This window comes from Acidobacterium capsulatum ATCC 51196 (assembly GCF_000022565.1).
Taxonomy (GTDB): domain Bacteria; phylum Acidobacteriota; class Terriglobia; order Terriglobales; family Acidobacteriaceae; genus Acidobacterium; species Acidobacterium capsulatum.
Genome location: NC_012483.1, coordinates 599,090 through 622,097 on the forward strand (window position 1 = coordinate 599,090; position 23,008 = coordinate 622,097).

11 protein-coding genes are annotated in these 23,008 nt (G+C 59.7%); 4 read left to right on the plus strand and 7 right to left on the minus strand.

What is annotated here, in order from left to right; genetic code table 11:
- Positions 1-29 precede the first annotated feature (29 nt).
- From ACP_RS02610 to ACP_RS17105, 3 genes are read right to left on the minus strand one after another with little or no spacing between them, the layout of a single operon-like run.
- The gene (locus ACP_RS02610; RefSeq protein WP_012680929.1) at positions 30-608 is read right to left on the minus strand and encodes an outer membrane beta-barrel protein; all 579 of its coding nucleotides are present in this window, start codon (positions 606-608) and stop codon (positions 30-32) included.
- The gene (locus ACP_RS02615; RefSeq protein WP_012680930.1) at positions 609-872 is read right to left on the minus strand and encodes a hypothetical protein; all 264 of its coding nucleotides are present in this window, start codon (positions 870-872) and stop codon (positions 609-611) included.
- The gene (locus ACP_RS17105) at positions 873-5,321 is read right to left on the minus strand and encodes an Ig-like domain repeat protein (RefSeq protein ID WP_083770486.1); all 4,449 of its coding nucleotides are present in this window, start codon (positions 5,319-5,321) and stop codon (positions 873-875) included.
- Between the two features lie 332 nt (positions 5,322-5,653).
- On the opposite strand from ACP_RS17105, the gene ACP_RS02625 reads away from it, so the two are divergent.
- The 4 genes from ACP_RS02625 to ACP_RS02635 all read left to right on the plus strand — a co-directional run bounded on the left by ACP_RS02625 (position 5,654) and on the right by ACP_RS02635 (position 10,521).
- Positions 5,654-7,462 (plus strand): amidase, encoded by a 1,809-nt coding sequence (locus ACP_RS02625; protein WP_041839222.1) that lies wholly within the window; start codon positions 5,654-5,656, stop codon positions 7,460-7,462.
- Positions 7,463-7,477: 15 nt separating this feature from the next.
- Positions 7,478-7,627, plus strand: coding sequence for a hypothetical protein (locus tag ACP_RS18230; RefSeq protein WP_169305895.1), 150 nt, complete (start codon positions 7,478-7,480; stop codon positions 7,625-7,627).
- 44 nt (positions 7,628-7,671) lie between these two features.
- Positions 7,672-7,872 carry a cold-shock protein gene (locus tag ACP_RS02630; RefSeq protein WP_012680932.1) on the plus strand — a complete coding sequence of 67 codons (201 nt, stop codon included), beginning with the start codon at positions 7,672-7,674 and terminating at the stop codon, positions 7,870-7,872.
- Between the two features lie 114 nt (positions 7,873-7,986).
- The gene (locus ACP_RS02635; RefSeq protein WP_148214997.1) at positions 7,987-10,521 is read left to right on the plus strand and encodes a zinc-dependent metalloprotease; all 2,535 of its coding nucleotides are present in this window, start codon (positions 7,987-7,989) and stop codon (positions 10,519-10,521) included.
- Between the two features lie 99 nt (positions 10,522-10,620).
- Here the strand turns inward: ACP_RS02635 and ACP_RS02640 are convergent, their stop codons facing one another.
- The 4 genes from ACP_RS02640 to ACP_RS02655 form a co-directional block, all read right to left on the minus strand.
- Positions 10,621-12,270, minus strand: coding sequence for a S10 family peptidase (locus ACP_RS02640; protein ID WP_012680934.1), 1,650 nt, complete (start codon positions 12,268-12,270; stop codon positions 10,621-10,623).
- 170 nt (positions 12,271-12,440) lie between these two features.
- A complete protein-coding gene (locus ACP_RS02645) occupies positions 12,441-15,641 on the minus strand; it encodes a WD40/YVTN/BNR-like repeat-containing protein (protein WP_083770487.1) in 3,201 nt (1,066 codons plus the stop codon).
- Positions 15,642-16,106: 465 nt separating this feature from the next.
- Positions 16,107-18,419: a GH92 family glycosyl hydrolase gene (locus ACP_RS02650; RefSeq protein ID WP_012680935.1), complete on the minus strand. Its 2,313-nt coding sequence runs from the start codon at positions 18,417-18,419 to the stop codon at positions 16,107-16,109.
- Positions 18,420-18,663: 244 nt separating this feature from the next.
- Positions 18,664-22,383, minus strand: coding sequence for a TonB-dependent receptor (locus ACP_RS02655; RefSeq protein WP_012680936.1), 3,720 nt, complete (start codon positions 22,381-22,383; stop codon positions 18,664-18,666).
- Positions 22,384-23,008 lie beyond the last annotated feature (625 nt).

A 23,008-nucleotide genomic window follows, 5' to 3' on the forward strand; every position in this document is an offset into this window, starting at 1 on the left:
GACAGGCTGAGATCAGGTAGCCTGCTCTATCAGAAGAGCCGCACGCGTATGCCGGAACTGATGCCGTAGTTGTGGAGCGTGCCGAAGGTGAAGCCGGGCCAGATTTGATATTCGAAGTCGGCCATTCGCCAGTCAATGCGAGGCGTGAGGCGGAAATCGACGCCTGCACCCGGGGCCATATCAAAGTAATTGCCGTAGCCGTAGTTGTAGGGAAAGTTGAACTTTCCGTCACCGATCAGAAATTTGGCATAGGGGCGGAATCGGCCAATGTAGTTGAACTGGTAGCGCGGCCCCGCGAGGTATGTGTCGATGTATACCTTGTCGCGCTGGTGCCAGTGCAGCCATGAGCCTTCGCCCTCGATGCCGTAATGGCGATTGAGATCCACGTCAATGAAGGCGCTGAACCCGGCGAGGCGGCGGTTGCCGTAGTTGTTCTCAAAGGCCGAACCAAGGACGCCAGCGCTGATTTTCTGGTTGCCGCCGACGGCGGATTCTGCGACCTGCGCGCGGGCCTGGCTGGAGCCTGCGAGGGCACAAAGCAGCGCCAGCGTGGCGAGGCAACGCAACAGGACAGAAGAGAGGACGGGAGAGATGGATTTCCGTTCCATTTATTTCGTCACCGTCATGGATACGTTAATGCTGCGCGTCACGTGGGTATTTTCTCCAGTGCCTACGATGCGGCGATTGCCGTAGTTGTTCTCAAAGGCCGAACCAAGGACGCCAGCGCTGATTTTCTGGTTGCCGCCGACGGCGGATTCTGCGACCTGCGCGCGGGCCTGGCTGGAGCCTGCGAGGGCACAAAGCAGCGCCAGCGTGGCGAGGCAACGCAACAGGACAGAAGAGAGGACGGGAGAGATGGATTTCCGTTCCATTTATTTCGTTACCGTCATGGATACGTTAATGCTGCGCGTCACGTGGGTATTTTCTCCAGTGCCTACGATCTGGAAAGTATAGGAACCGGGAGCGGCTCCCGTGAAGTTGACGCCTCCGCAACCGGTGACGATGAATGTGGTTCCGGCCAGCATGAGGAGCAGCATCACGGTGAAGAGCGCGGTGTTGCGCTTGCGTCCACGCAGGAAGAGGAAGCCGAAGACCAGTCCAAGGGGCAGGAAGATGCCGGCGAGTACGGTGCCCGAGGAGTTGTTCTGGTCCAGACGAGCCTGGGTGCCGCTGCTGAGCGGCGAGGCGGTGTCGATTGTTACTGTTTCGGTCGCGGTTCCGTTGGCGGCCAGAGCCACGTTGGGCTGCGAAAACTGGCAGGTGACACCGGGGGGCAGCGCGGCGCAACCGAAATCGATGGTGTCAGTGAAATTGTCGTTGGACTGGAGAGTGAAGCTCAGGGTTTTATTCTGGCCGGACGTGAGGGTGAAGCTGCTGCTGTCAGGCAGGAAAATAAAGCCATTGCCCGGCGTAATGGTGAGCGTAATTTGCTGCGAGGTCGATGGCGCGTGGATGTTGTCGTTGGGCTGGTATTGCGCCGTGAGTGTGTAGGTGCCGGGGTTCAACACAGGAGAGAAGGTGGCGACGCCGCTGGCATTAACGGTTCCGTAGCCGAGCTTGGTGGATCCGCTGAAGTATTCGACGGTTCCGCTGGGAACCGGCTGGGCAGGATTGCCGGTGACGCTGGCGACGAGGATGACCTGCTGCGCGGTGGTGGCGGTGGAGAGTGACGTGCCGAGCGTCACGCTGGTGGGAATGGGCTGCACGACCTGTGCGATGGTGTTGGACTGCGAGCCAGCATCATCTGTGCTGCTGGCGTAAGCCGCCACAATGGAGTGCGTGCCCACCGTGAGGCTCGACGTAGTGAAGATGGCGACGCCGGAACTGTTAAGGGCGACGGTGGCGAGGGTCGTTCCACCATCAGAGAAGATGACATTGCCGGAGGGGACCGGGCCTCCATCCTGATTTTTGACTGTCGCAGTGAAGGTGACCGGCAGGGTGGCCACGCTGGTGTTATTGGGAGATGACGAGGTGAGAGCGACGGAGGTTTTGGCCTGCACCACGGTCAACGGATCGGAGGCCGAGTTGCTGCCTGCGTTGTTTTTGTCTCCGGAATAGGTTGCGGTGATGGCATAAGTGCCGGGATCGAAGGCAGGCGTTGCGAAAGAAGCGACACCGTTGACGAGCGATTGCGGCGCTCCCAGCGCGGCTCCGTTGCGGTAGAACTGCAGGGTGCCGGTGGGCGTGCCGCCGGAACCCGTGACTCCGGCTGAAGAGGTGACGGCGACTCGCGCGGTTAGATGGACGGGGAGGCCCGCGATGCCAGCGGCAGGATCGGGAGTGATAGCCACAGCGGTCTGTGCTTGCGTGGAGGAGTAAGGAACCGACGCGGTGGCGCTCAGGTTGTTGGAATCGCCCGCGTAGGAGGCCGCGATGGTGTATGCGCCGGGCTGCAGGGAGACACCGGAGAGTGTGGCGACTCCATTGACGAGAGTGACGGCGCTGCCTAAGGCGTTGCCATTAGCAGTAAAGCTAACCTGGCCGCTGGGCGGCGTGGATGCGCCGGTGAGCTTCGCGGTGAAGGTCAGGGCGGTTCCGGCAAGCGAAGGGCTGGCCGGAGATGCGGCTAGCGCCATGGCTGGTTGCAGCTTTGCCACCGTGACGGTTACGAGTGCCGTTGAGGTGGCATCGATGGAGTCGCCGGAGTATTTGGCGCACACGGTGTCAGGGCCCGCAGGCAGCGCATTGGTGGTGATGGCGGCCTGCCCGGAGCCGACGACTCCGGTACCGAGCAGCGTGCCGGTGCAGGTGGCGGAATCGTAGAAGGAGACGGATTCGGCGCCGGTTCCGGTGGGAGCGGGTGTGACGGTTGCGGTGAAGATAACGTCGCTGCCGTAGGTGGGTGCCGTGTTGGAGGCGAGCAACTGGAGCGACGTCTGAATGGCGGTGATGACCTCGTTGAGACTGGCGCTGCTGGCCGGGTTGCTGGCGTCTCCCGCATAACTGGCGGTCACCTTGTCGGTGCCGACGGGGAGATTGCTGATGCTGACCGAGGCGGTTCCATTGGTGCCGATGGGCACAGCGTAGGTCTGGTTGTTGGCCGTGAAGGTGACGTTGCCGGTCGGCACGGGACCTCCGTTTTCGCCGCTGAATGCCGCCGTGAAGGTGACATTGGTGCCGTAAACGGCAGTGTTGCCGGGTGTGCTGGAGGTGATCTGAATCTGCGTGGGCGGCAGGACAACCTGCGAGTAGGTCTGAGTTCCCTTCTCGTGGACTGAGTCGCCGGGATAGTTCACGGTGATGGTGTGCGTGCCGATGGGGAGGCTGCTGGTGGAGAAGGTGGCGTTGCCGTTGGCGTCGAGCGTCGCGGTGCCGATCTGCGCGCCGTCAGAGAGGATGGTGACGGTTCCGCTGGGGATTCCAGTCGAGGGCGCGGAGCCCACATTGATGGTGAAGGCGATGTTCTGCTGATAAATCGCGGGATTAGGAGTGCCGGTAATGGTGATGGTGACGGCGTTGATGGACTCGGCCGTGCCGGTGATGTCGATGACCTGCGGCGTGTTGGAGGCATTGTCAGCGACGGTGATGTGGCCGGTTTCGAGGCCCAGGTTGGAGCCGGTGGGGGCAAACTGCGCGCCGATGGCGCAGGTGGTGTCCACGCTCACTGGCGAAGTGGTGGAGCAGGTGGTGTCGTTGGCGCTGTACGAGGCGTTGGCGTCAGGCGTGATGCTGGCGATGCTGAGCGGACTGTTGCCGTCGTTTTCAATGTCTTGCTTGAACACGGCCGAGGCCTGGCTGATGCGGACCGGAGAGTTACTTGGCACAGTGAGTTCGACCGGAGTGGCGGAAACCTCGCGGATGCGCTGGTTGAGCGCGGCCGCAATAAAGAGATTGCCCTGGCCGTCGATGGCGAGGCCGAGCGGGTCATAAATGGCAGCGGTGGTGGCGGCGGCTCCGTCGCCGGTGTAGTCCAGATTCCCGTTCCCTGCCACGGTGGTAATATCGCCAGCGCTGGTGCCCGAGGCGTAGACCTTGCGGATGCGCTCGTTTTGCGTGTCAGAGATGTAGAGATTGCCGGCAGGATCAAAGGCAAGCCCTGAAGGCGTATAGAGAGCCGCGCTGGTGGCGGGGCCGTTGTCGCCGCCATAGCCGACGCTGCTGCTGCCCGCATAGGTGGTGATGTTGCCGGACTGCGCGCCTGAGGTGAAGACTTCGCGGACGCGGTTGTTCTGGGAATCGGCGATGTAGATGTTGCCGCTGCTGTCAAAGGCTACGGCGAGCGGACGGTTGAGGCTGGCCGAGGTGGCTGGGCCTCCGTCGCCGGTGAAGCGGCCGTTGTGATTGGAGTCGGTGTATCCGTCGCCCGCGATAGTGGTGATCTGGCCGCCGGAGATCTCGCGGATGAGATTGTTGCCGGTGTCGGCGACGTAGACGTTGCCGGAAGGATCGACGGCAACGCCCTGCGGTGCGTTGAGCGTGGCCGAGAGAGCGGGTCCATTGCCGCCGGGGCCAGCCGTGCCGGTGCCCGCAATGGTGGTGATGATGTGGGTGGCGGCGTTGATTTCACGAATGACGTTGTTGCCGGTGTCTGCAATGTAGAGATTGCCCGCCCCGTCAATGGCGAGGCCGCGCGGGTCGCTCAGGGTGGCGTTGACTGCCTGGCCGCCGTCGCCGGTGTAGCCGGGCGAAGAAGTCCCAGCGATGGTGGCCATGGTTCCGTTGTAATAGCTGCCGCCGGAGGGCGTGACCTCGCGGATGACGTTGTGGAGGCTGTCGGCAATGTAGAGGTTTCCGGCTCCGTCGATGGCAACGGCGGAGGGCTGATCGAGGTCACCGTTTTTGGAAATCTGATTGTCGTTGTAGACGGTGTAAATGCCCGAACCAGCGGCGGTGGAAATGGTTCCAGGTGTGAAGACTCCCAGCGGTCCCAGGCCGTAGCCGTAAATGTAGGTTGTGCCAATGACATTGTTGCTGCTGTCCAGAAGCACGATAGCTCCCTTGCGCAGTCCCGGCGCGGCAGGAGTGAAGGTCACGCTGACGGTACAGGTCTGATTCTGCAGGAGATTGGCCCCGCTGCAGGTGCCGCCGGCGTTGGCGAAGTCGAGCCCTGAGACGCCACGCGTGAGCACCTCTACCGTGGAAACGGATTCGCTGCCTGAGAGCGTGTCGGTCACGGTGATCGATTGAGCCGCGGTGGCCTGGCCGACAGGTTGCGGCGAGGCAGCGGAGGCGAAATCGAAGGCGCTCTGCGCCTGCGCGCCGAAGGCACCGAAGAGCAGGAGAGCGACGATCGAGAAGAGGCCGAAGAACAGCCGCGGCATCTTGGAAGCGGCACTGCGCCGGGAACCCGGACGCCAGAACGAAGCAGAGTGAGAAAGCATGATGATGATCCGGTGAAGTGCTTGATTGCTGGCGTAGACAGCGCGGCGGGCGGGACCAACGCTAGCTGATTGGGCGATGAAACGAATCTTTCGGTGAGGAAGGCATTAACGGTAACCTCTTAGTCGTTGCCCTAGTTACCACCAATGGCATCCTCGGTAATATCATTACAGAACGAAAGTTACCACGGACTTGGGAACTCTTGACCACTTTTCCGCGCGAGCGGATACCACTCTTGTGCTATTTCGCAAGATCGTAAAGCTGCAGAGCTGCGGTCTGCCCCGAGGGGGATCGCGTGGGGGTTTGCGGCTACAATGACGATTTCCGGAGAGCCATGAATACTTCTCGACGCAAATTTCTGGGTGGCACATCGCTGACGCTGATGAGCGCCATGACGGGAGCCTATGGAATGACTCAAACAACGGATGGTGCCAAGAGCAAGCTGCCGCCGGGAGCACCACCAGCCTTTGCGACGGCCTCGCCGGTGGGCCCCGAGGTAAACGCCGGAACTTTTGCCGAGGCGGAAAAGCTGGAACGCGTAACGATGACAGAAGCGCATCGCGAAGAGGCTGCCGGGAGCTGGGCGCAGGCGATGGCTCCGCTGTATGAGCGACGCACCGGGCCGCGAAAGATCGATTTGCCGGAGACACTATTCCCTGCCTCGCAGTGGAATCCAGTGATTCCGGGAGCGCCGGTGGGGCCGGAGACGAACTTGTTTGTTCCTGCGCTACGGGACCCTGGACCGGTGCCGGCCAAGGATGAGGACATTGCTTATGCCGCCGTCTGGCAACTGGCGCACTGGGTGAGGACGCGGCAACTGACTTCGACCCGGCTGACGGAGATCTATCTGGAACGTCTGCACAGATATGACGGCGAGCTGCGCTGCGTGATTACGCTGACGTCGGAGCTGGCGCGGAAGCAGGCGCGACAGGCCGATGCGGAGATTGCCGCGGGACACTATCGCGGACCTCTGCATGGAATTCCGTGGGGAGCGAAGGACCTGCTGGACACGGCGGATATTCGGACGACATGGGGCGCGAAGCCCTTTGAGCATCGCGTGCCGAAGAAGAATGCCGTGGTGGTGGAGCGGCTGGAAAAGGCCGGAGCCGTACTGGTGGCCAAGCTGAGCCTGGGCGCGCTGGCGCTCAATGATGTGTGGTTTGGCGGGCAGACGATGAATCCGTGGCTGCCGGAAGAGGGATCGTCCGGCTCAAGCGCGGGACCTGGCGCGGCCGTGGCCGCCGGGCTGGTAGCGTTTGCGATTGGCAGTGAAACCGAGGGCAGCATTGTGAGCCCGAGCATGCGCTGCGGCGTGACGGGACTGCGGCCGACTTTTGGGCGCGTGGCGAGGACTGGAGCGATGACGCTCTGCTGGTCGCTCGACAAGCTGGGTCCGATGGCCCGCACCGTGGAAGACACGATGCTGGTGCTGCACACGATCAGCGGACCGGATGCGGGGGATCTCGATTCCCTGCCGAGCCATTTGCACTATGACGCGCGCGTACCGGCAAAAGGTATCCGTGTGGGTTACATTCCGGCGTGGATGCAGGAGGCACCGGCAACCGAGGTGGACAGGAATGTGCTGGCGATGCTGCCGGAGCTGGATATGACACCGCTGGAGGTGCATCTGCCGGACTGGCCTTATGGGTCGCTCAACACGATTCTGTTTGCCGAAGCGGCGGCCTCGTTTGAAAAGATCACGCTCGACGGGCAGGTGGATGAGATGCGGATGCAGACGCCGGACTCGTGGCCGAATCTCTTCCGGCAGGCGCGCTTTCTCTCTGCGGTGGATTACGTGCAGACAGACCGGCTGCGGAGGCTGGTGGCCGAGCAGATGGTGCGTGTATTCGCTGACGTGGATGTGCTGCTGGTGCCTTCATTGCGGGATGAGATTCTGACGCTGACGAACTTTACGGGGCATCCTTCGCTGACGCTGCGCACGGGGTTTGTGGAAGTGTCAGAGGCGCGGAGCGACTGGGCGCCCGATCCGAAGCATCCGCTGCCGCGCTTTAATCCGCCGCGCCGTGTGCCGCATGGGGTGACCTTCATCGGCAAACTGTTCGACGAGGGTACCGTGGCCCGCGCAGGGCTGGCGGTGGAGCACAAATTGAATGTGTGGCAGGAGCGGCCTGCGGGCTTCTAACACTCTGAAGAATCAATGCCTTCGACCGATTTGGAAAAGATTGCCGCAGGCATTCGAAAGCAGGGAGAAAATGGGAATCGTGCTACTCTAATAGCAGGTCGTCGCATCGATCTGGTGTTCTTGCCTGTTCTGCTCGTGCTCTACTCGCAACAATCCCCAAATTGACAGCTGCGATACATCAACACGAGTAGTAACAAGGAACAAGAGTCATGGAACAAGGAACAGTAAAGTGGTTTAACGATGCGAAGGGCTTCGGATTTCTGAGCCGCCAGGGTGGTGAGGACGTTTTTGTTCACTACACCGCCATCAAGACGAATGGCTTTCGCTCGCTGCAGGAAGGCCAGGCAGTGCAGTTTGACGTTGTGAAGGGCCCCAAGGGCTGGCAGGCGGACAACGTCCAGGTTCTGTAAATCAGAATCAGTCTGTAAGAGACGGCGAAGAGCACAAGCTCTTCGCCGTTTTGCTTTGTGAGCGGCACCACATTTCCTCGGCGGTTCCCGATGCCGAATGTGCTACAAGGGTGCATGTCTCGCTCGCTGACTTCTCTGTTCGCACTTTTTCTCTGCGCCCCGGGCGTAATTGCCTCGGCTGCCACTGCGGCCTCCGGCTCTTCTCCATTGCCTACGGTGAGCAAGGCCACTGCCGGCATGAAGCACATGCCCGGATTGATTTCTCTCGATTGGGATGCGCATAACGGCAAGGTCTACTTTGAGATTCCAATGGATGGGAATGCGGCGCGCACGCGCTCACCCCAGTACATCTATACGCACTCGACGCCTTGGAGTGTGGGCACCAGCCACCTGGGCGGCTACGGGCTCGATCGCGGACAAATCTCAGAGGGCGCGATTGTGCGGTTTGAGCGCACCGGACCGAAAGTGTTGCTGGTGGAACCGAACCTCGATTTTCGCAGTTCGTCATCGAGCGCGGCGGAGCAGGCGGCGGTGAAGGAGTCGTTTCCGGTTTCAGTGCTCGCCGGCTTCAAGGTTGCGGCCGAGAATGCCGATGGAACTGTGCTGGTAGATGCGACTCCCTATTTTTTGAGCGACGTGCACCACATTGCCGAAGCCCTGGCGCAAGGCCATCAGGGCATTTATCACGTGGACCTGAACCGCTCGACGATTTTGCCGGGGGAGACGAAGGCCTTTCCGGATAACTCCGTGGTAGAAGCGGAGCTGACGTTTGTAGAGGGTGCGAGCGAGTTGGGGCCGACGGGAAATATTGTGAGCGAGGTGACTCCGAATCCTCGCGCGGTGACGATTCGCGAACGGCAGATGTTTGTGAGGCTGCCACCGCCGGGATATGTGCCGCGCAGGTTTTCACCGAATGCGGGATATTTTGATTTTTCGTATCGCGACTATGATGCGCCACTGGGCGAGCGCATGGCGCAGCAGTTCATCACGCGGCATCGTTTGATCAAGAAAGATCCGCATTGCGTGACGGATTGCCAGGCGGTGACGCCGCTGCACTACTATGTGGATCGCGGCGCGCCGGAGCCGATTCGGCAGGCGCTGGTGGAAGGCGCAAGCTGGTGGGACCAGGCGTTTCAGGCCGCGGGATGGGCTCCGGGGACTTTCAAAGTGAGCGTTCTGCCGAAGGGCGCAGACCCGATGGATGTGCGCTACAACATCATTCAGTGGGTGAACCGCTTTACGCGCGGATGGAGCTATGGGGCTTCAGTGGTGGATCCGCGCACAGGCGAAATTCTCAAAGGCAATGTGACGCTGGGCGGCGGGCGCGGGCGGCAGGATTATCTGATTGCCGAAGCGCTGCTGGCTCCGTATAAGAATGGAAAGCCGCCTGCCGATGAGGCCCATGATGCCGCGCTGCAGATGGTGCTGGCGCGTCTGCGGCAACTGGCAGCGCACGAGACGGGACACACACTCGGGCTGGCGCACAACTTTGCGGCCAGCAGCTATCCGCACGCACCGGAGCAGACCGTATCGGTGATGGATTATCCCGCGCCGCATGTGACTGTGGGAGCGGATGGAATTCCTGATGTGAAGCATGCGTATCCGGTGGGGATTGGCATCTGGGATAAGGTTGCGATTGATTATGGATATCGCGAGTTTGACAAAGACGGACAGCGTTGTGAAGACGCCGCCGCGCTCAGGAAGATCCTGCATGACGCGCAAAGCCGGGGACTGATTTTTATTACGGATGCGGATGCGCGGCCGGAAGGCTCGGCGCATCCGGATGCGCATTTGTGGGACAACGGCACGGATGCTGCGACGGAGCTGGATCGCGTGTTGACGGTGCGCGAAGCGGCGATGAAGCGGTTTGGCGTGGATGCGATTCGCGAGGGCACTCCGCTGGCGCGGCTCGAAGATCTGCTTGTGCCGCTGTATCTCTTTCACCGCTACCAGACGGTGGCGGCAGCCAAGGAGATTGGCGGACTCGACTATCGCTACAACGTGCGCGGGGATGGGCAAATGCTGCCGAAGATGGTCGCTCCCGCCGAACAGGAGCATGCGCTGAAGAGCGTACTGAAGACGCTTTCGCCTGCCATGCTGACGCTGCCGGAGCCGCTGCTGAAGGTATTGCCGCCGCGGCCGCCGGGATTGCACCGCACCATGGAAGACTTCCCTTCCCGCACGGGCGTAACGTTTGATCCGCTGGGAGCGGCGGAGTCGGCGGCTGACCTGACGCTGGCGCTGCTGTTTAATCCGGAGCGCGACAACCGCCTGGTGCAGTATCACGCAGAAGATGCGGCGGAGCCCTCCCTGCAATCAGTGATTGAAGCGACGCTCGATTCGACGGCGATTCCGGCAGGCACGACCGGGCTTGAAGTCGAGGTGAAGCACGCGGTGGATCACCAGATTGTGGAGGCACTGCTGCGGCTGGCGGCGAATCCGGGAGACTCAGCGGAGACGGCGGCCATTGCGCGCTATGAGCTGACAAAACTGGAAAAGCAACTGACATCGCAGCCTGGAAGCGATGTGGAAGACCAGGCGCTCGACGCGATGGAAGCAGAAGAAATCCATGCGTTCTTTGAGAATCCGGCGAAGTATGTGCCGGCACCTGTGGTGCAGGCGCCGCCGGGCATGCCGATTGGGGATTAGTCACCGTAGCTAATACATAAGAAAGCGGCGGAAACACGGAGAGTTCAGGCTCCGGATTCCGCCGCTCATTTTTTGTTGCGAGATGGCCCAGCGGTTGGGCTACTGGTTGCCGTTCTCGTTGGCGCGAATGAAGTCCGCAGCCACCTGATGGAGCTGCTTCAGGGCTGAGGTGGTCACGTAGACCATGTGTCCGGTCTCAAAGAAGTGATAGCTGATGTTGGAGTCAAGCGAGGCAGGAATCTGGAGATGCTTATCTTCGTATTCAGCGGCGAAGAAGGTGCAGCCCAGATCATAGTAGCCGCCCATGAGCAGCACTTTGAGCTTGGGATTGCGCTTCATCGCGTTGGCGAGATCGGGCATCACGTTGACGCTGGCATCCCAGCCGCGCTCGCCCGGGGGATTGTGGCGCAGGTCCCAGTCAAAATCAGGACCGTAGGCGCTGGGCTTGTAGGTCTGGTTCAAACCGTACTTGAGCGTGTCGCGCGTGTATTGGTTGACGGCACTGTCATAGGGCGAGGTGAGCGCACCATCAAAGGGATCGTAGTTTGCCGAGCCGCTGAGCGGATTGAGCGCGGGGCCCTGATAGCGGGTGTCAAGGCGGCCAGTGGTGATGCTGTCATTCGCCTGCAGTTCGTGTGAGAATTCGCCGCCGCTGACGCGCAGGTTGGCCTTGAGCCAGTAGGCAGCAGAGAGGCCGGTGTAGCTGGCCAGCTTGGCTGCGATGGCTTCTTTTTGCGACTGAGGCAGATCAGAGCCTTGCAACAATGCGGAGGCGTAGGGACCGAGCGCGAAGTGCTCCACCTGCGTGAGCCACGGGAGGAGCGTGGCTGGCGCGTTGGCGATGCGGTGGTGATACCAGGCGGTGGCAGCCATGGAAGGCAGCGCGAGAATGTAGCCATTCTCAGTGCCAGGATTGCCCTCGGGGCCATCGGCACTGTCATCGAAGTTGAGAATCTGCGAAAGGAAGATGGAGCCGTTGAGGTCAAAATGGTGCTGCAGCAGGTTGGAGAGCACGGCGGTGCGCGTGGTGCCGTAGCTTTCTCCGAAGAGGAACTTGGGCGAGTTCCAGCGGTTGTATTTGTTCAGGAATCGGCGGATGAAGCGGTCGAAAGCGTGCGCATCCTGATCAGTGCCATAGAAGGCTTTGGCGGCATTTTTGCCATAGATGCGGCTGAAGCCAGTACCGGGAGCATCGATGAAGACGAGGTCAGAAGCATCAAGCAGGCTGTATTGGTTGGGCACGATCTTATAGGGCGCGGCTGCGGGATGCGATGCGTCCTGCGGAAGAACAATGCGCTCTGGCCCAAAGGCACCCATGTGCAGATACATGCTGGAGCTGCCGGGACCGCCGTTGTAAAGGAATGTAACGGGGCGGTTCTTTGGCGCGTTCTTCATGAAGTAAGCGGCGTAGTAGATGCGAGCCGTGGCGGGACGGTCCGCCGGGTTGGCGGGAAGATTCGGCTCGGCACCAGGCAGATATTTGCCGTTGAGTCCAATGCCAACATCCTGTGCGTCAGTGGAGCCGACGACGAGAGTGCCCGCGACGGCCTCATACTGAATGGTCTTGCCGTCCACGGTGACCGAGCCGTCGGTGACGGAATCCGGTTCGACCTGCGGAGCGGCCCAGTGGGTAGCCGCGGCGGCCTTGGGTGCCTGTTGCGCTTGTGCCGCCGGTGCGGCGGCGCATGCGGCCATCAAAGCGGCACATGCGATGGCAGAGTGCCGGAAAGCGCAGGAACGCTCAAACATGAGGGAATGCCTCCAAAATCTCGGGAAATTCATTGTGCCGGAAGTATACCTGAGCATGCATGAGGGAATGCGGGACTGGATGCGAGCCGGTACACAAACCTTTGTTTCGTGAAAAAGGGGCAACGGCTTTCAGGCCGTTGCCCCTGAGTGTTGCGCACTGGAACCAAACGTTAATGCAGAAGCTGCTCTGCCTTTGCGGTTGCAGCCTTCAGCGATTGCTCGGCGGCGATGGCCCGCGGCTCCAGCGCCTGGTAGACCGCATACTGCGCCGGAGTGGGACGGGCAAAGGCCCAGTTCACATCTTCGGCAACATAAGCGATGAGACTGCGCAGCTTGTTCGGATGCAGAAGATCGCCCTCAGTGGAGTCGATCTTTGTTTGTAGCACGCTTTCAATCGACTGATCGAGTGTGTCGAGGGCGGGAGTGGCAGCAGCCTTGCTAAGGGTGTGCGCGGCGACCGCCTTCTGCAACTGATCCTTTGCCGCGATGGCGCGATTGAGCTGCACATCGAGCGCATTGAGTTGATTCTGCACCTTCAGTCCGAAGGCCAGCTCCGCTTCAAGATCCTGCTGGGTGACGGGTAGGCGCGGATCAAGCCGCACCAGGAATGTCTGCTGCGTCTTATGGCCGCCGTAATCGAGAACGACGGTGTATTTGCCAGGGACCACGGTGGGGCCACCAAGCATATTTGCGAGATCTCCCTCGGGCTCGGGAATGTGATAGCCCGTGACCGGCACGGCATAGGGGTAGCGTAAATCCCAGTGGAAGCGATTCATGCCGGGCGAGATAGCGGTGAGCAGAGCGAGGTCTTTGTTCATCTGGAGCGATGCGTCTTCCCCGCTCTCATCTTCCGTGAGGTGTGCCTTCTGCCTGGGGGTGAGTTTGCCAGCTTTCTGCGCCTTTTGTTCTGGCGTTTCAAGATGCAGCGCAAACTTGCGCACGAGCTGCCCCTGCGGATTAAAGAAAGCGAGCGAGATGGGCGTCTTGCCATCGTAATCAGAAGGAACGTGGAAGAAGACCGTCGCCCCAAAGGGCGGATTGTAGCCGGTGCTACCGTGATGCGCAGTGCCGTAGTCGTGCGTGAGCCATGCGTCCTGTGGCGCGAAAACGGCGCTGCTGTTTGCGGTCACTGTTTGTGATTCGGTGAGTTGCTCGAGCAGCTTGAGGTTATCGAGCACCCAGAAGGCACGGCCATGCGTAGCGGCCACCACATCGCCCTGACGCGAGTTGATGGCGATGTCGCGCACCTCGGCGGTGGGCAAATTGAGCTTGAGCGGCTGCCAACTGGCTGCGCCATCAAAGCTCACGTAAACGCTGCTGTAGGTGCCCAGGAAGAATAGCTTTGCGTTGTGCGGATCTTGCCGGATGACATAGGCGAACTGGTTGGCAGGCAGGCCGTGGGTGATCAGGGTCCAGTCATGGCCCAGATCGGTGGTCTTGTAGACGAAGGGGCGATAGTCGTCCCACATGTAACGCCACGCGGTCATGTAGGCGGTGTCTTTATGGAAGTGCGAGGGTTCGATGGAACTGATTTCGCAGTCAGGCAGCGCGGGCGGCGTTACGAGCTTCCAGGATTTGCCGCCATCGGTGGTGACATGCACGAGCCCATCATCGGAGCCAGCCCAAATCAAATTGCCATCGAGCGGAGACACCGCGATGGAAGAGATGATGGGGTAGATCTCCGCGCCGGATTGATCGAGATCAATTGAGCCACCGCTGGGAATCTCCGTTGCAGGATCGTTGCGCGTGAGATCGGGCGAGATGCGCTTCCATGTGCGGCCATAATCATCGCTGCGCAGCACATACTGCGCGCCGATGAGCAGCTCGGATTGATCGGTAGGCGAGAACAGGATGGGATGCGTCCAGCCGAAACGGTACTTCTGCCGCGAAGAGCCATCGCTGAGGTAGTAGGGCCACGGGCTTACGCTTTGGAACTGATGATCTTTGAGACTGTACTTGACGAAGATGCTGAAATAATCGCTGCCGTAGGTGATAGCAGGGTCATTGGGCTGCGGCACCACGACTGTGCTTTCACCGCGCGCAACATCATGCCAGACACCGAGCGGAATGCCGCCAGGATACGCGCTCGGGCCTTCGATGGAGCCCTCATCCTGCTGCGCGCCATAGATGTGGAAGGGAAACTGATCGTCAAGATTGACGTGGTAGAACTGGCCGGTGGGCTGGTTGTGCACGCTGCTCCAGCTTTTGCCGCCGTCACGCGAGACGGTCACTCCGCCGTCGTTGCCCTCCAGTAGAATTTTGGTGTTATCCGGATTGATCCAGACGACGTGGTTGTCGCCGTGTGGCGTCTTCAGCTTTGAGAAGGTCTTGCCAGCATCGCGCGAGACGAAGAGCGCGTCCACATTGGGAACATAGATAGTATTGGGATCTTTAGGATCTGCGTAGATGGCCGTGTAATAAAAGCCGCGCTGGCGCAGCTTCCACTCGCTGTTGACGCGCTTCCAGGTGGCTCCGGCATCGTCTGAGCGAAAGACACCGCCGCCCTTGGCCTGCACAATGACGTAGACCACGCTGGGATGGCTGGCGACCACGGAGACGCCGATACGGCCAAGAATACCCTGCGGCAGGCCGGGATGACGGCTGATGTTCGTCCAGTGCGCGCCGCCATCGGTGGACTTGTAGAGACCGCTGCCGGGGCCGCCGTCATTTAGGCCCCAGGGCATGCGCTGCGCCTGCCACATGGTGGCATAGATGGTGTTGTGATCCTGCGGGTCCATGACCAGATCAATCGCGCCGGTCTTGTTATCGACGAAGAGGATTTTCTTCCAGGTCTTGCCGCCGTCTGTGGTCTTGAAGATGCCGCGGTGCGAGCCCGGGACAAAGACGTGCCCCATGCTAGCGGCGTAAACCACTTGCGGGTCTTTGGGATCGACGACAAGCTTTGCGATGGTGTGGGTGTCGCTGAGCCCGGCGGCCGTCCAGGTTTTGCCGGCATCGGTAGACTTGTAGATGCCGTCGCCGGGAATCATGTCATTGCGGATGTCGTCTTCGCCGGTACCGATATAAATGATGTTCTGATTGGACGGTGCGACGGCCAGCGCACCGATGCTGGCGCTATCGCCGGGCAGCTTGCCGTCGGTGATGTTCTGCCACGAGATGCCGTCGTTTGTGCTCTTCCAGACGCCGCCCCCAACAGTGCCGGCATAGAAGAGATCGGGCCGCGAAGGAACCCCGTCGACCGTGATCACTCGGCCACCAATCGAAGGTCCCACGGAGCGCCACTTCATCTTGCTGAGGAGCGTTTGCCTAGAGACCGGAGACTTGTTCTGGGCCTGAGCCAAAAGGACAACCGGGAGTGTAAGGGCAATCGAGGCAACCACAAACAAAAAGGCGTAGACACGCTTAGTCATGTCGATCTTCTCTGATTATTTTTTATGAATCTCTTGAGGAAAGTGAGTCTACCACACAGAGTGCCCAGCCCCGGTGGTTGGCAGTCGGTCGAATAAACGGAGAGCGACTGCGAATAGATGCAGCCTCAGCTCATCAGAAGAATAAGGAGGAAGCGTTTTGGTGGATTGCAGGGGTGAATGTCTCATTCGGAAGCACGGCGTCTACGGATTTCCCTGGCCTAGCGATTCAAGAATCATGAAGACGCAGATCAAAGCAACATTTTCTGCGGGCAATCAGACCACATCCGCATGCCTGAAGCCGCGGGCGACGCAAGCGGCAGAACTGACAGACGGTACAGGCGTGCAATGAGTAGCTGATGCAGTAACGAATGAGACGCGAGGCAAAAAGAAGGAGCCATGCCAGCAGGACACAACTCCTTGAAGGATGCAGCAGGTTCATGGGATTCGCGCCGCACAGGACGCGAGCTACTTCGGTGCGGACATGGATGGCGGGGCATCGGCCGGAGCTGAGCCCCACCGCAGGTTAGGATGAGGCCCCATGGTGAGCGTGAGAACAGCGCCGTCGCGAATGTCGTCCCAACTGAACCAGGGCTTTTTCCACGGCTTGCCGTTGAGGGTCGCGGACTGGATATAGATGTTCGCGGCGGAGTTATGGCGGGCCACAATCATGAATGTGTAGCCGTTCCCCATCTCGATGGTGGTCTTTCTGAAAATCGGGCTGCCCAGAATGTAGTCTGGGCTGGACGGATCGACCGGATAAAAACCCATCGCGCTCATGACATACCACGATGAAGTGGAGCCCTGATCGTCCATTCCGGGGAATGCGTACCCCGACGCATCACTGCCGTACATGAGGCGCATAATTTCGCGGGCCAGTTTCTGCGTCTTCCATGGCTGCCCGCCCCAGTCGTAGTAGTAAGCGGCCTGCTGATCGGGCTGATTGCCCTGCACGTATTGCCCGATCACTCCGGTGCAGTCGCGGCAAATGCCCTGGGGGTGATAGGGAGTGCTGAAGAACTGGTCGAGCTTGGCATCAAATTTCTCGCGGCCACCGAGCAGGTTGATCAGCCCCTGCACGTCATGCGGCACCAGCCAGAGCGTTCCCCAACCGGAAGCCTCTTTCATCATGAAGTTGTAGTACGGCTCCTCGGGATCAAATGGCGTGATCCACTGCCCATCGGCAAGCCGGCCGCGCATGAAGCCATCCTGCGAGTCAAAGACATTCCTGTAATTGTGTGACCTGCGGAGGAAGCGCTGATAATCCGCCTGCTTGCCGAGGCGTTGTGCATAAAGCGCGAGGGCGTGATCGTCCCAGCTATATTCGAGCGTGGTTGCCACACCGGCCTTGCCGCCGGCGTACGGCGGATCAGGATTACCCTTCGGGATATAGTCCGAGATCCAGCCTTGCTTCTCATATTCGGCAAGATAGGGACGCGGGCCCTTCGGGTCCGTGGCATTTTTGTAGAGATAGCGATACACCGCCTCGTGGTCGAACGGAATGCCGCGCTCCCACGCGCCCAGATAGACCAGGTCCGCATGATCGCCGTGAAATGAAGTACCCATGTAGCCATTCTCGCGAGCCATGTCGAGCTGCGACCGCAGAATGCTAGCCATGATTTTCGGCTCCAACATCATGAGCAATACGACCTGATTGCGGCCTGTATCCCAGAAAGGAATTTCACCATAGCGATCATGCTGAGCCGTGTGTATTTTGCCGTCGTTCCCGATAAACTGCGCGCCTTTGCCCGCCACGAGACGCGGGCTGTCAAAGGAGTGATAGAGGCAGGAGTAAAAGAGCATCTTCTGCTTCGCAGTACCGCCCTCGACGCGCACGCGGTTCAGTTTGCTGGCCCATGCGGCACGCGCCGCCGCATGAACGCGGTTGAAATCCCAACTGGGATCCTCCTGCGTCAATCTCTGCTCCGCCTGCTCATAGCTGACGCCGGTGGCAACCTTGACCAGCACCTGCTCATCCTGTGTCGTGACAAAGCGCAAATAAGCACCGGCAAAGTTTCCTGAGATATCTTTTTGATCCGGCCTTACATCGCTGAAGCCAAGCAGCGGGTAGTTTTCATTCTTCGGAGGCATCTGGCGAAAGACGCCGGATTCTGCAAAGGGGCGCGAGAAGACTGCTACAAAATACGCGCCGTCATCCATGCGTCCGCGCAGCGTGTGATCATCCACAATTTCGACGCTGCCGCCGGAGCGTCCCAGATCAAGAATGATGTGCGCCTTCTTTGATGCTGGGAAAGTGAAACGGAACAACCCGGTCCATTGCGTGACCGTCATCTCGGCGAGTGTGTGAAAGTCATCCAGATAGACGCTGTAGTAGCCGGGGGAAGATAGTTCCCTGCTCTTGTCATAAACCGAGGCGCTACGCTCGGGCGGCACGGTCCAGTTGCCAACCATCGGCATCAGAATGGGGCCGTCTTCATCTACTTCCGTCGAGAATCCGTAGATCATGCGCTTGGGATAGTAGTATTGCGAGCGCACACCGGCCGGATACATCAAATCAAGATTCTCATTGATCGGAGAGAGTCTTACTTCGCTCTGCGGGAGCGCCGCACCGGGCGAGGTGAATCCGGAATAGAGTAACTCTCCCGGAGGAGGCGCATTGCCGATCAGGCTTTGCCTGTCGAGTGGTGCGGTTCCCACAAGACCGTTGACATAATTCACGGGCTGATTTTTCTGCGCCGCGCACGCCGCGGTGATCGACAAGCACAGCATCAGCGATGCGCAGGCCAGCGCCAGCTTCGGAATCAATGAAGAGATCTGCATGAAAGACTTCCTCTGAAAATTGGTGACACTAGTTGAGTTCACGCCGGAAATTGCATTTTGCCCGGATTTCTAACCAGCGAATGACGGCTCACCCTGAAGTGCCGGACATGGGCTGATCTCCACATCTTTGCCAGGACAAAGGTGGAGACGGCCAAGGTGAAGCCGTCTCCATGGAGGAGGCAGTTGCTGCTTCGGTATTTGCAGAGGGGCCGCAACTTCTGGGCCCTCGGCCCTCTGCAAAGCGCTAAAAGAAGACCTTCCCCGATATCTGCAGTTGTCTTGGGAAGTTCTGTTGCTGCGGCCCGACGGTTCCAAAGCCGCTCCAGCCGGCGTTGGGGCTGAAGGTGGCCGGCCCGTCGCCGGGGTTCGTATCCGGGCCGCCAAACAACACCGAGTTGAGAGCGTTGAAGGCATCAAGGCGAATCTGGAACTTCAGATTGTTCCAGATCGCAGTCGTCTTCTGGATGGAGAGATTCAGGCTCGGAATCGTCGGATTGCGCACCTGCGCTGTGGTTCCCGGAAGATTCATGAGCCCCCATTGGGGAATGCCCCGCCAGCAGCTCTCATCATTGTTGAACCAGTGGCCCTGGCCTACCGAGGTTCCGTTTTTCGGGCGGAAGCTCTGCGACGGACAGGTGTAGTAGTAGCCGGTATTGAGACCGACCGGCGTGCCGCTCTGCGCATTGAAGACGCCGCTCAGGGTCCAGTCGTTGATCAGGACTCCGACCGCGCGATTCGGACGTGTCGCGATCCATCCTCCACGCCCCACCGGTAGATTCCACACCGTAGTCAGTGAGAAGACATGCGTGCGGTCGGTGCCGGCGAGCCAGTGAATCTGGAAGGGATCCTGATAGGGCCAGCCATTCTCGTAGCCATCACCATTGATGGTCTTGGAGTAGGTGTAGGCCAGATGAAAACTCGGTCCGCGCCCGGTGGCCTCGCGATCGAGCTTCACCTCAAGACCGTCATACCAGTTGCGTCCCAGCGGAGCATTGTATTGCCCCACAAGGCCGTACCCGCCGGGGCTGCAGTATTGCGATCCCGGCAAAATGAGCGCAATGGCCTCGACGGTGCTGGACGTTCCGCACTGCCCCGGACCCGACATCGCAGCCACGCCGTAATAAGGATTCGGCACCTGCTGGTCCCAGATTTGAGGATTAGCCTGCGCCGCCTTGAGCGCCGCCAGAGTAGCCACGCCGTTGCGCCACAGATTCACGCGCAGGCGGCTGCTGAAGTTGCCCGCGTATTTGACGTCAAGCACCATGTTGCCGGGCAGCGCACGCTGCACGCCAAAGGAAACAATCTGCTCCATCGGGATTTTGCGATCGGGGAAATCAGCCTGAATGGTGCCGTTGCCCACATCCGTGAGCAGCCCCAGGCTGGTTCCAGTTGGCTTGAGCAGGCCCGTCGAGAACGGCTTGCCCGACTGGAAGTAGCTGGTCGGCGTGTTGCCGCCATCCAGCGAGGCGGTATAGTTGGTGGTCTGCGCAAAGCCGATGCTTGAGCCGCCCTCCAAGCCATAGGAGTACATGATGCCGTAGCCGCCGCGGATGACCGTCTTCGGATCCACCGCGAAGGCGAAGCCGATGCGCGGCCCCACGTTGGACCAATCGGTGTTGTAGGCATCGCGCGACTGGCCGTTCGTACCGGCAAACTGCACGCCGCCATAAACGGTCTGCAGCGTGGTGGGGTCAATGCCGGCTGCCTGCCAGGCCGCATCATTGGCGGAGTTGGCCACGTTGGCCTGATAAGTGGCGTCGTTGGTCAGCGGATTAACGCACGTCAGGCACAGGCCGCGATTCAAGGCGTTGTGGCGCTCGCGCAAACCACGCTGCACGTCATAGCGAATGCCAAGGTTCAGCGTCAAGCGATGATTGACACGCCAGTTGTCCTGAAAGTATCCGGCAAAGACTGGATAGCCTTCCATGATGGAATCAATCCAATCCACTCCGCCACTGCCGGGATCACCCAAATAAAACGATGCCAGTGAGGAGCCGTTTGGCTGGTTGGAGTTACATTGATTTGTGCCGCCGGGCGTCGCCTGGTAGCAGTTCTGATTGTGCGGATTGAACTGAGTCCAACCGGAGTTGAAGCTGAAGTCTCCATTTGGATGGCCTCCGCTGTACGGAAATCCGCCGTACTGGAACTCGTCGATTTCGCCGCCGAACTCGATGTTGTGTGCGCCCGCTGACTTGGTGAAATCGATATCGAGCGTGTAGTTGTTGGTGACATCGGCATTCTCCTGATTGCCGAAGATCGTGTTGCCACTCACCAGTCCGGTGCCCCAATTGTCTGAAACTCCAAATTCCGGAAGATATTCAGAAGAAGTGGAGCCAGGCAACGGCATGCCCAGCCCAATCGCACTGGGGTTAGTCTGATGCGTCAGATCGCCGTCGGGAGACGACTCATAGAATCGGTCAAACGAAGCCTTGAAGTCACCCACCAGCGTAGGGGTGAAAACGTGCGTGATGTCCTGCGTGGCCACCCAGTCTTCGCGCAGATGGTTGATGTTGCCATTCGCAGCGATGCCGGTGAGGCCGTTCTGGCTGCGATTTTCGGTTCCCTTCCACCAGAGAAAGTAGCTATACATCTTGGTCTTCTCGCCGAGGTTATAGTCGACGCGAATCTGGGGCTGGTTATAGCTATACAAGTCTGGTGTGTGAGCGATGTAGTTGTCGCCACGCGCAAGATTCTCTGTGCCCGGAACATTGGGCAGAGGAATGTACTTGAGCACAGCGGCAGCGGTGGAATTGATATCGCTCGCAGGCAGTGAGTCATTTGGAAATTCGGTCTGCGCCACATGATCACTGTTGCAGGCCGTCGCCGTACCGCCATCAAGACAGTAAGCTGTGCCCGGCTGATAGATGGGTAGCCCATCCGGAAACTCCGCAGGGTCCATCTTCTGCACCAGGCTGAAATCCACGCCGGCGTTCCCGTTGTACCCGGGGCGCAGATAGGCCGGCGGAACATGCTCCAGCGTAGTGCCGGCCAGCACCTGCCGGTAGCCCTCAAAGGCAAAGAAGAAGAAGAGCTTATTGTGGATGACCGGGCCGCCTGCCGTAATCCAGAACTGATTTTGCACTTCACCCTGGCGTGGCTGGCCGGCAAGATTGTTCTCAAAGGTGTTCGCATTGAAGATGGAGCCCTGATACGCATAGCGCGCCGAGGCGTGATATTTGTTCGTGCCGGCCTTGCTCACCACGTTCACCGTGCCGCCGCTCGTGCGTCCGTACCGGGCGTCATAGGTGTTGGTCATCACATTGATTTCGCTGATGCTGTCGATATTCGGCGAGACGGTCCACTCACCGGGCGAGTGATTGTCATAGCCGAACTGGCTGGTGATGTTCGTGCCGTTCAGGGTGAACTGATTATTGCCGACAATACCGCCGCCGAGCGTGTAGGAGTTGGTGACATCCCAGCCCGTGGTGCCGTGATAGCCGCCAGTGCCGAACTGCGTTTGCGTGAACTGGCTGCCGGGCGTGGTGCCGATCAGCGTATACGCCTGTTCGCCCTGCACGGGCAGGCTCTCAAGTTCTCGCTCACCGATGACGGTGCCGCCGGAACCGGTGGCTGTCTCCAGTTGGGGCGGCGCGCCGCTCACGACTACCTGCTGATCGACTGCGCCGACCGGCAAGGTGAAGTTCTGATTGAAGGTCTGGGCGGCGAGCAGCGTCACCTTGTCTTGCACCAGAGATTTGAAGCCCTCTGCTTTGGCCGTCACCGTGTAGGTGCCCGGCAGTACGTAGGGAATGTAATAGACACCCTTTGCACTCGTCTTTGCCGTGTAGCTGGTGCCCGAAGCGTTGTTGACCGCCGTTACGCTGGCGTTTTTGATGACGGCACCGGACGAATCGGTGACCTGCCCGGTGAGTGTGGAGCGAAACTCCTGCGCATGGCTGGCAGCCGCGAACAGAAGGAACGCCAGAAGAAAGACTCCGGCGAACCGGAGGAGGGATCTTTGCATCTTGGGCTCCAAAGTGTTGCGTTTTTGCAATGGTGCTCGCTCTCTGGCTACAAATGATAGCGTTATCATTGCAGTATGGGAGCGTTCCCATTTGCCACAACACTATGCAGTCACATCGCACCTGCCGTCAACATTTTTTTACAAAAGAAAAAAGCCGCCGCTCCCGATAAGCCGATTCTCCTCCTTCGAGCGAATCTCCCTCTAGACCCTCTGATTAAACGGTTGTCTCTGCATTCTCGAGCTTCGCGCGTTGCGAAAGGATGATCACAAGATGGATATGCTCCTGCCTTCGAGCCCATGATTTGCGAACGGATCTGACGCCCATATCACTGATAACGCTATCTTTTCTGCTGCCTTCCGGAGAAGAATGCGGATTCGCGCGCCGCACAGTCTTTGCCGGCTTGTCTTCACGCAAACCGTGAAGGCAGCCTGGCGAACGAGACCATCGGCCGTCCAGCTTGCAAATGAAACCTGGGCCACGAGCTGCGGCTACACCTCTTGCCGGCACCGGAGCAGGAAACGAGGCGGGCCGCTTTCATGCCCGGCTGCAGAAGATCACGCCGTTCCGCAGTATTAAACGACCATTGCGCTCCTTGCGCCTGCCAAATTTCTGGCCCGCATCCAG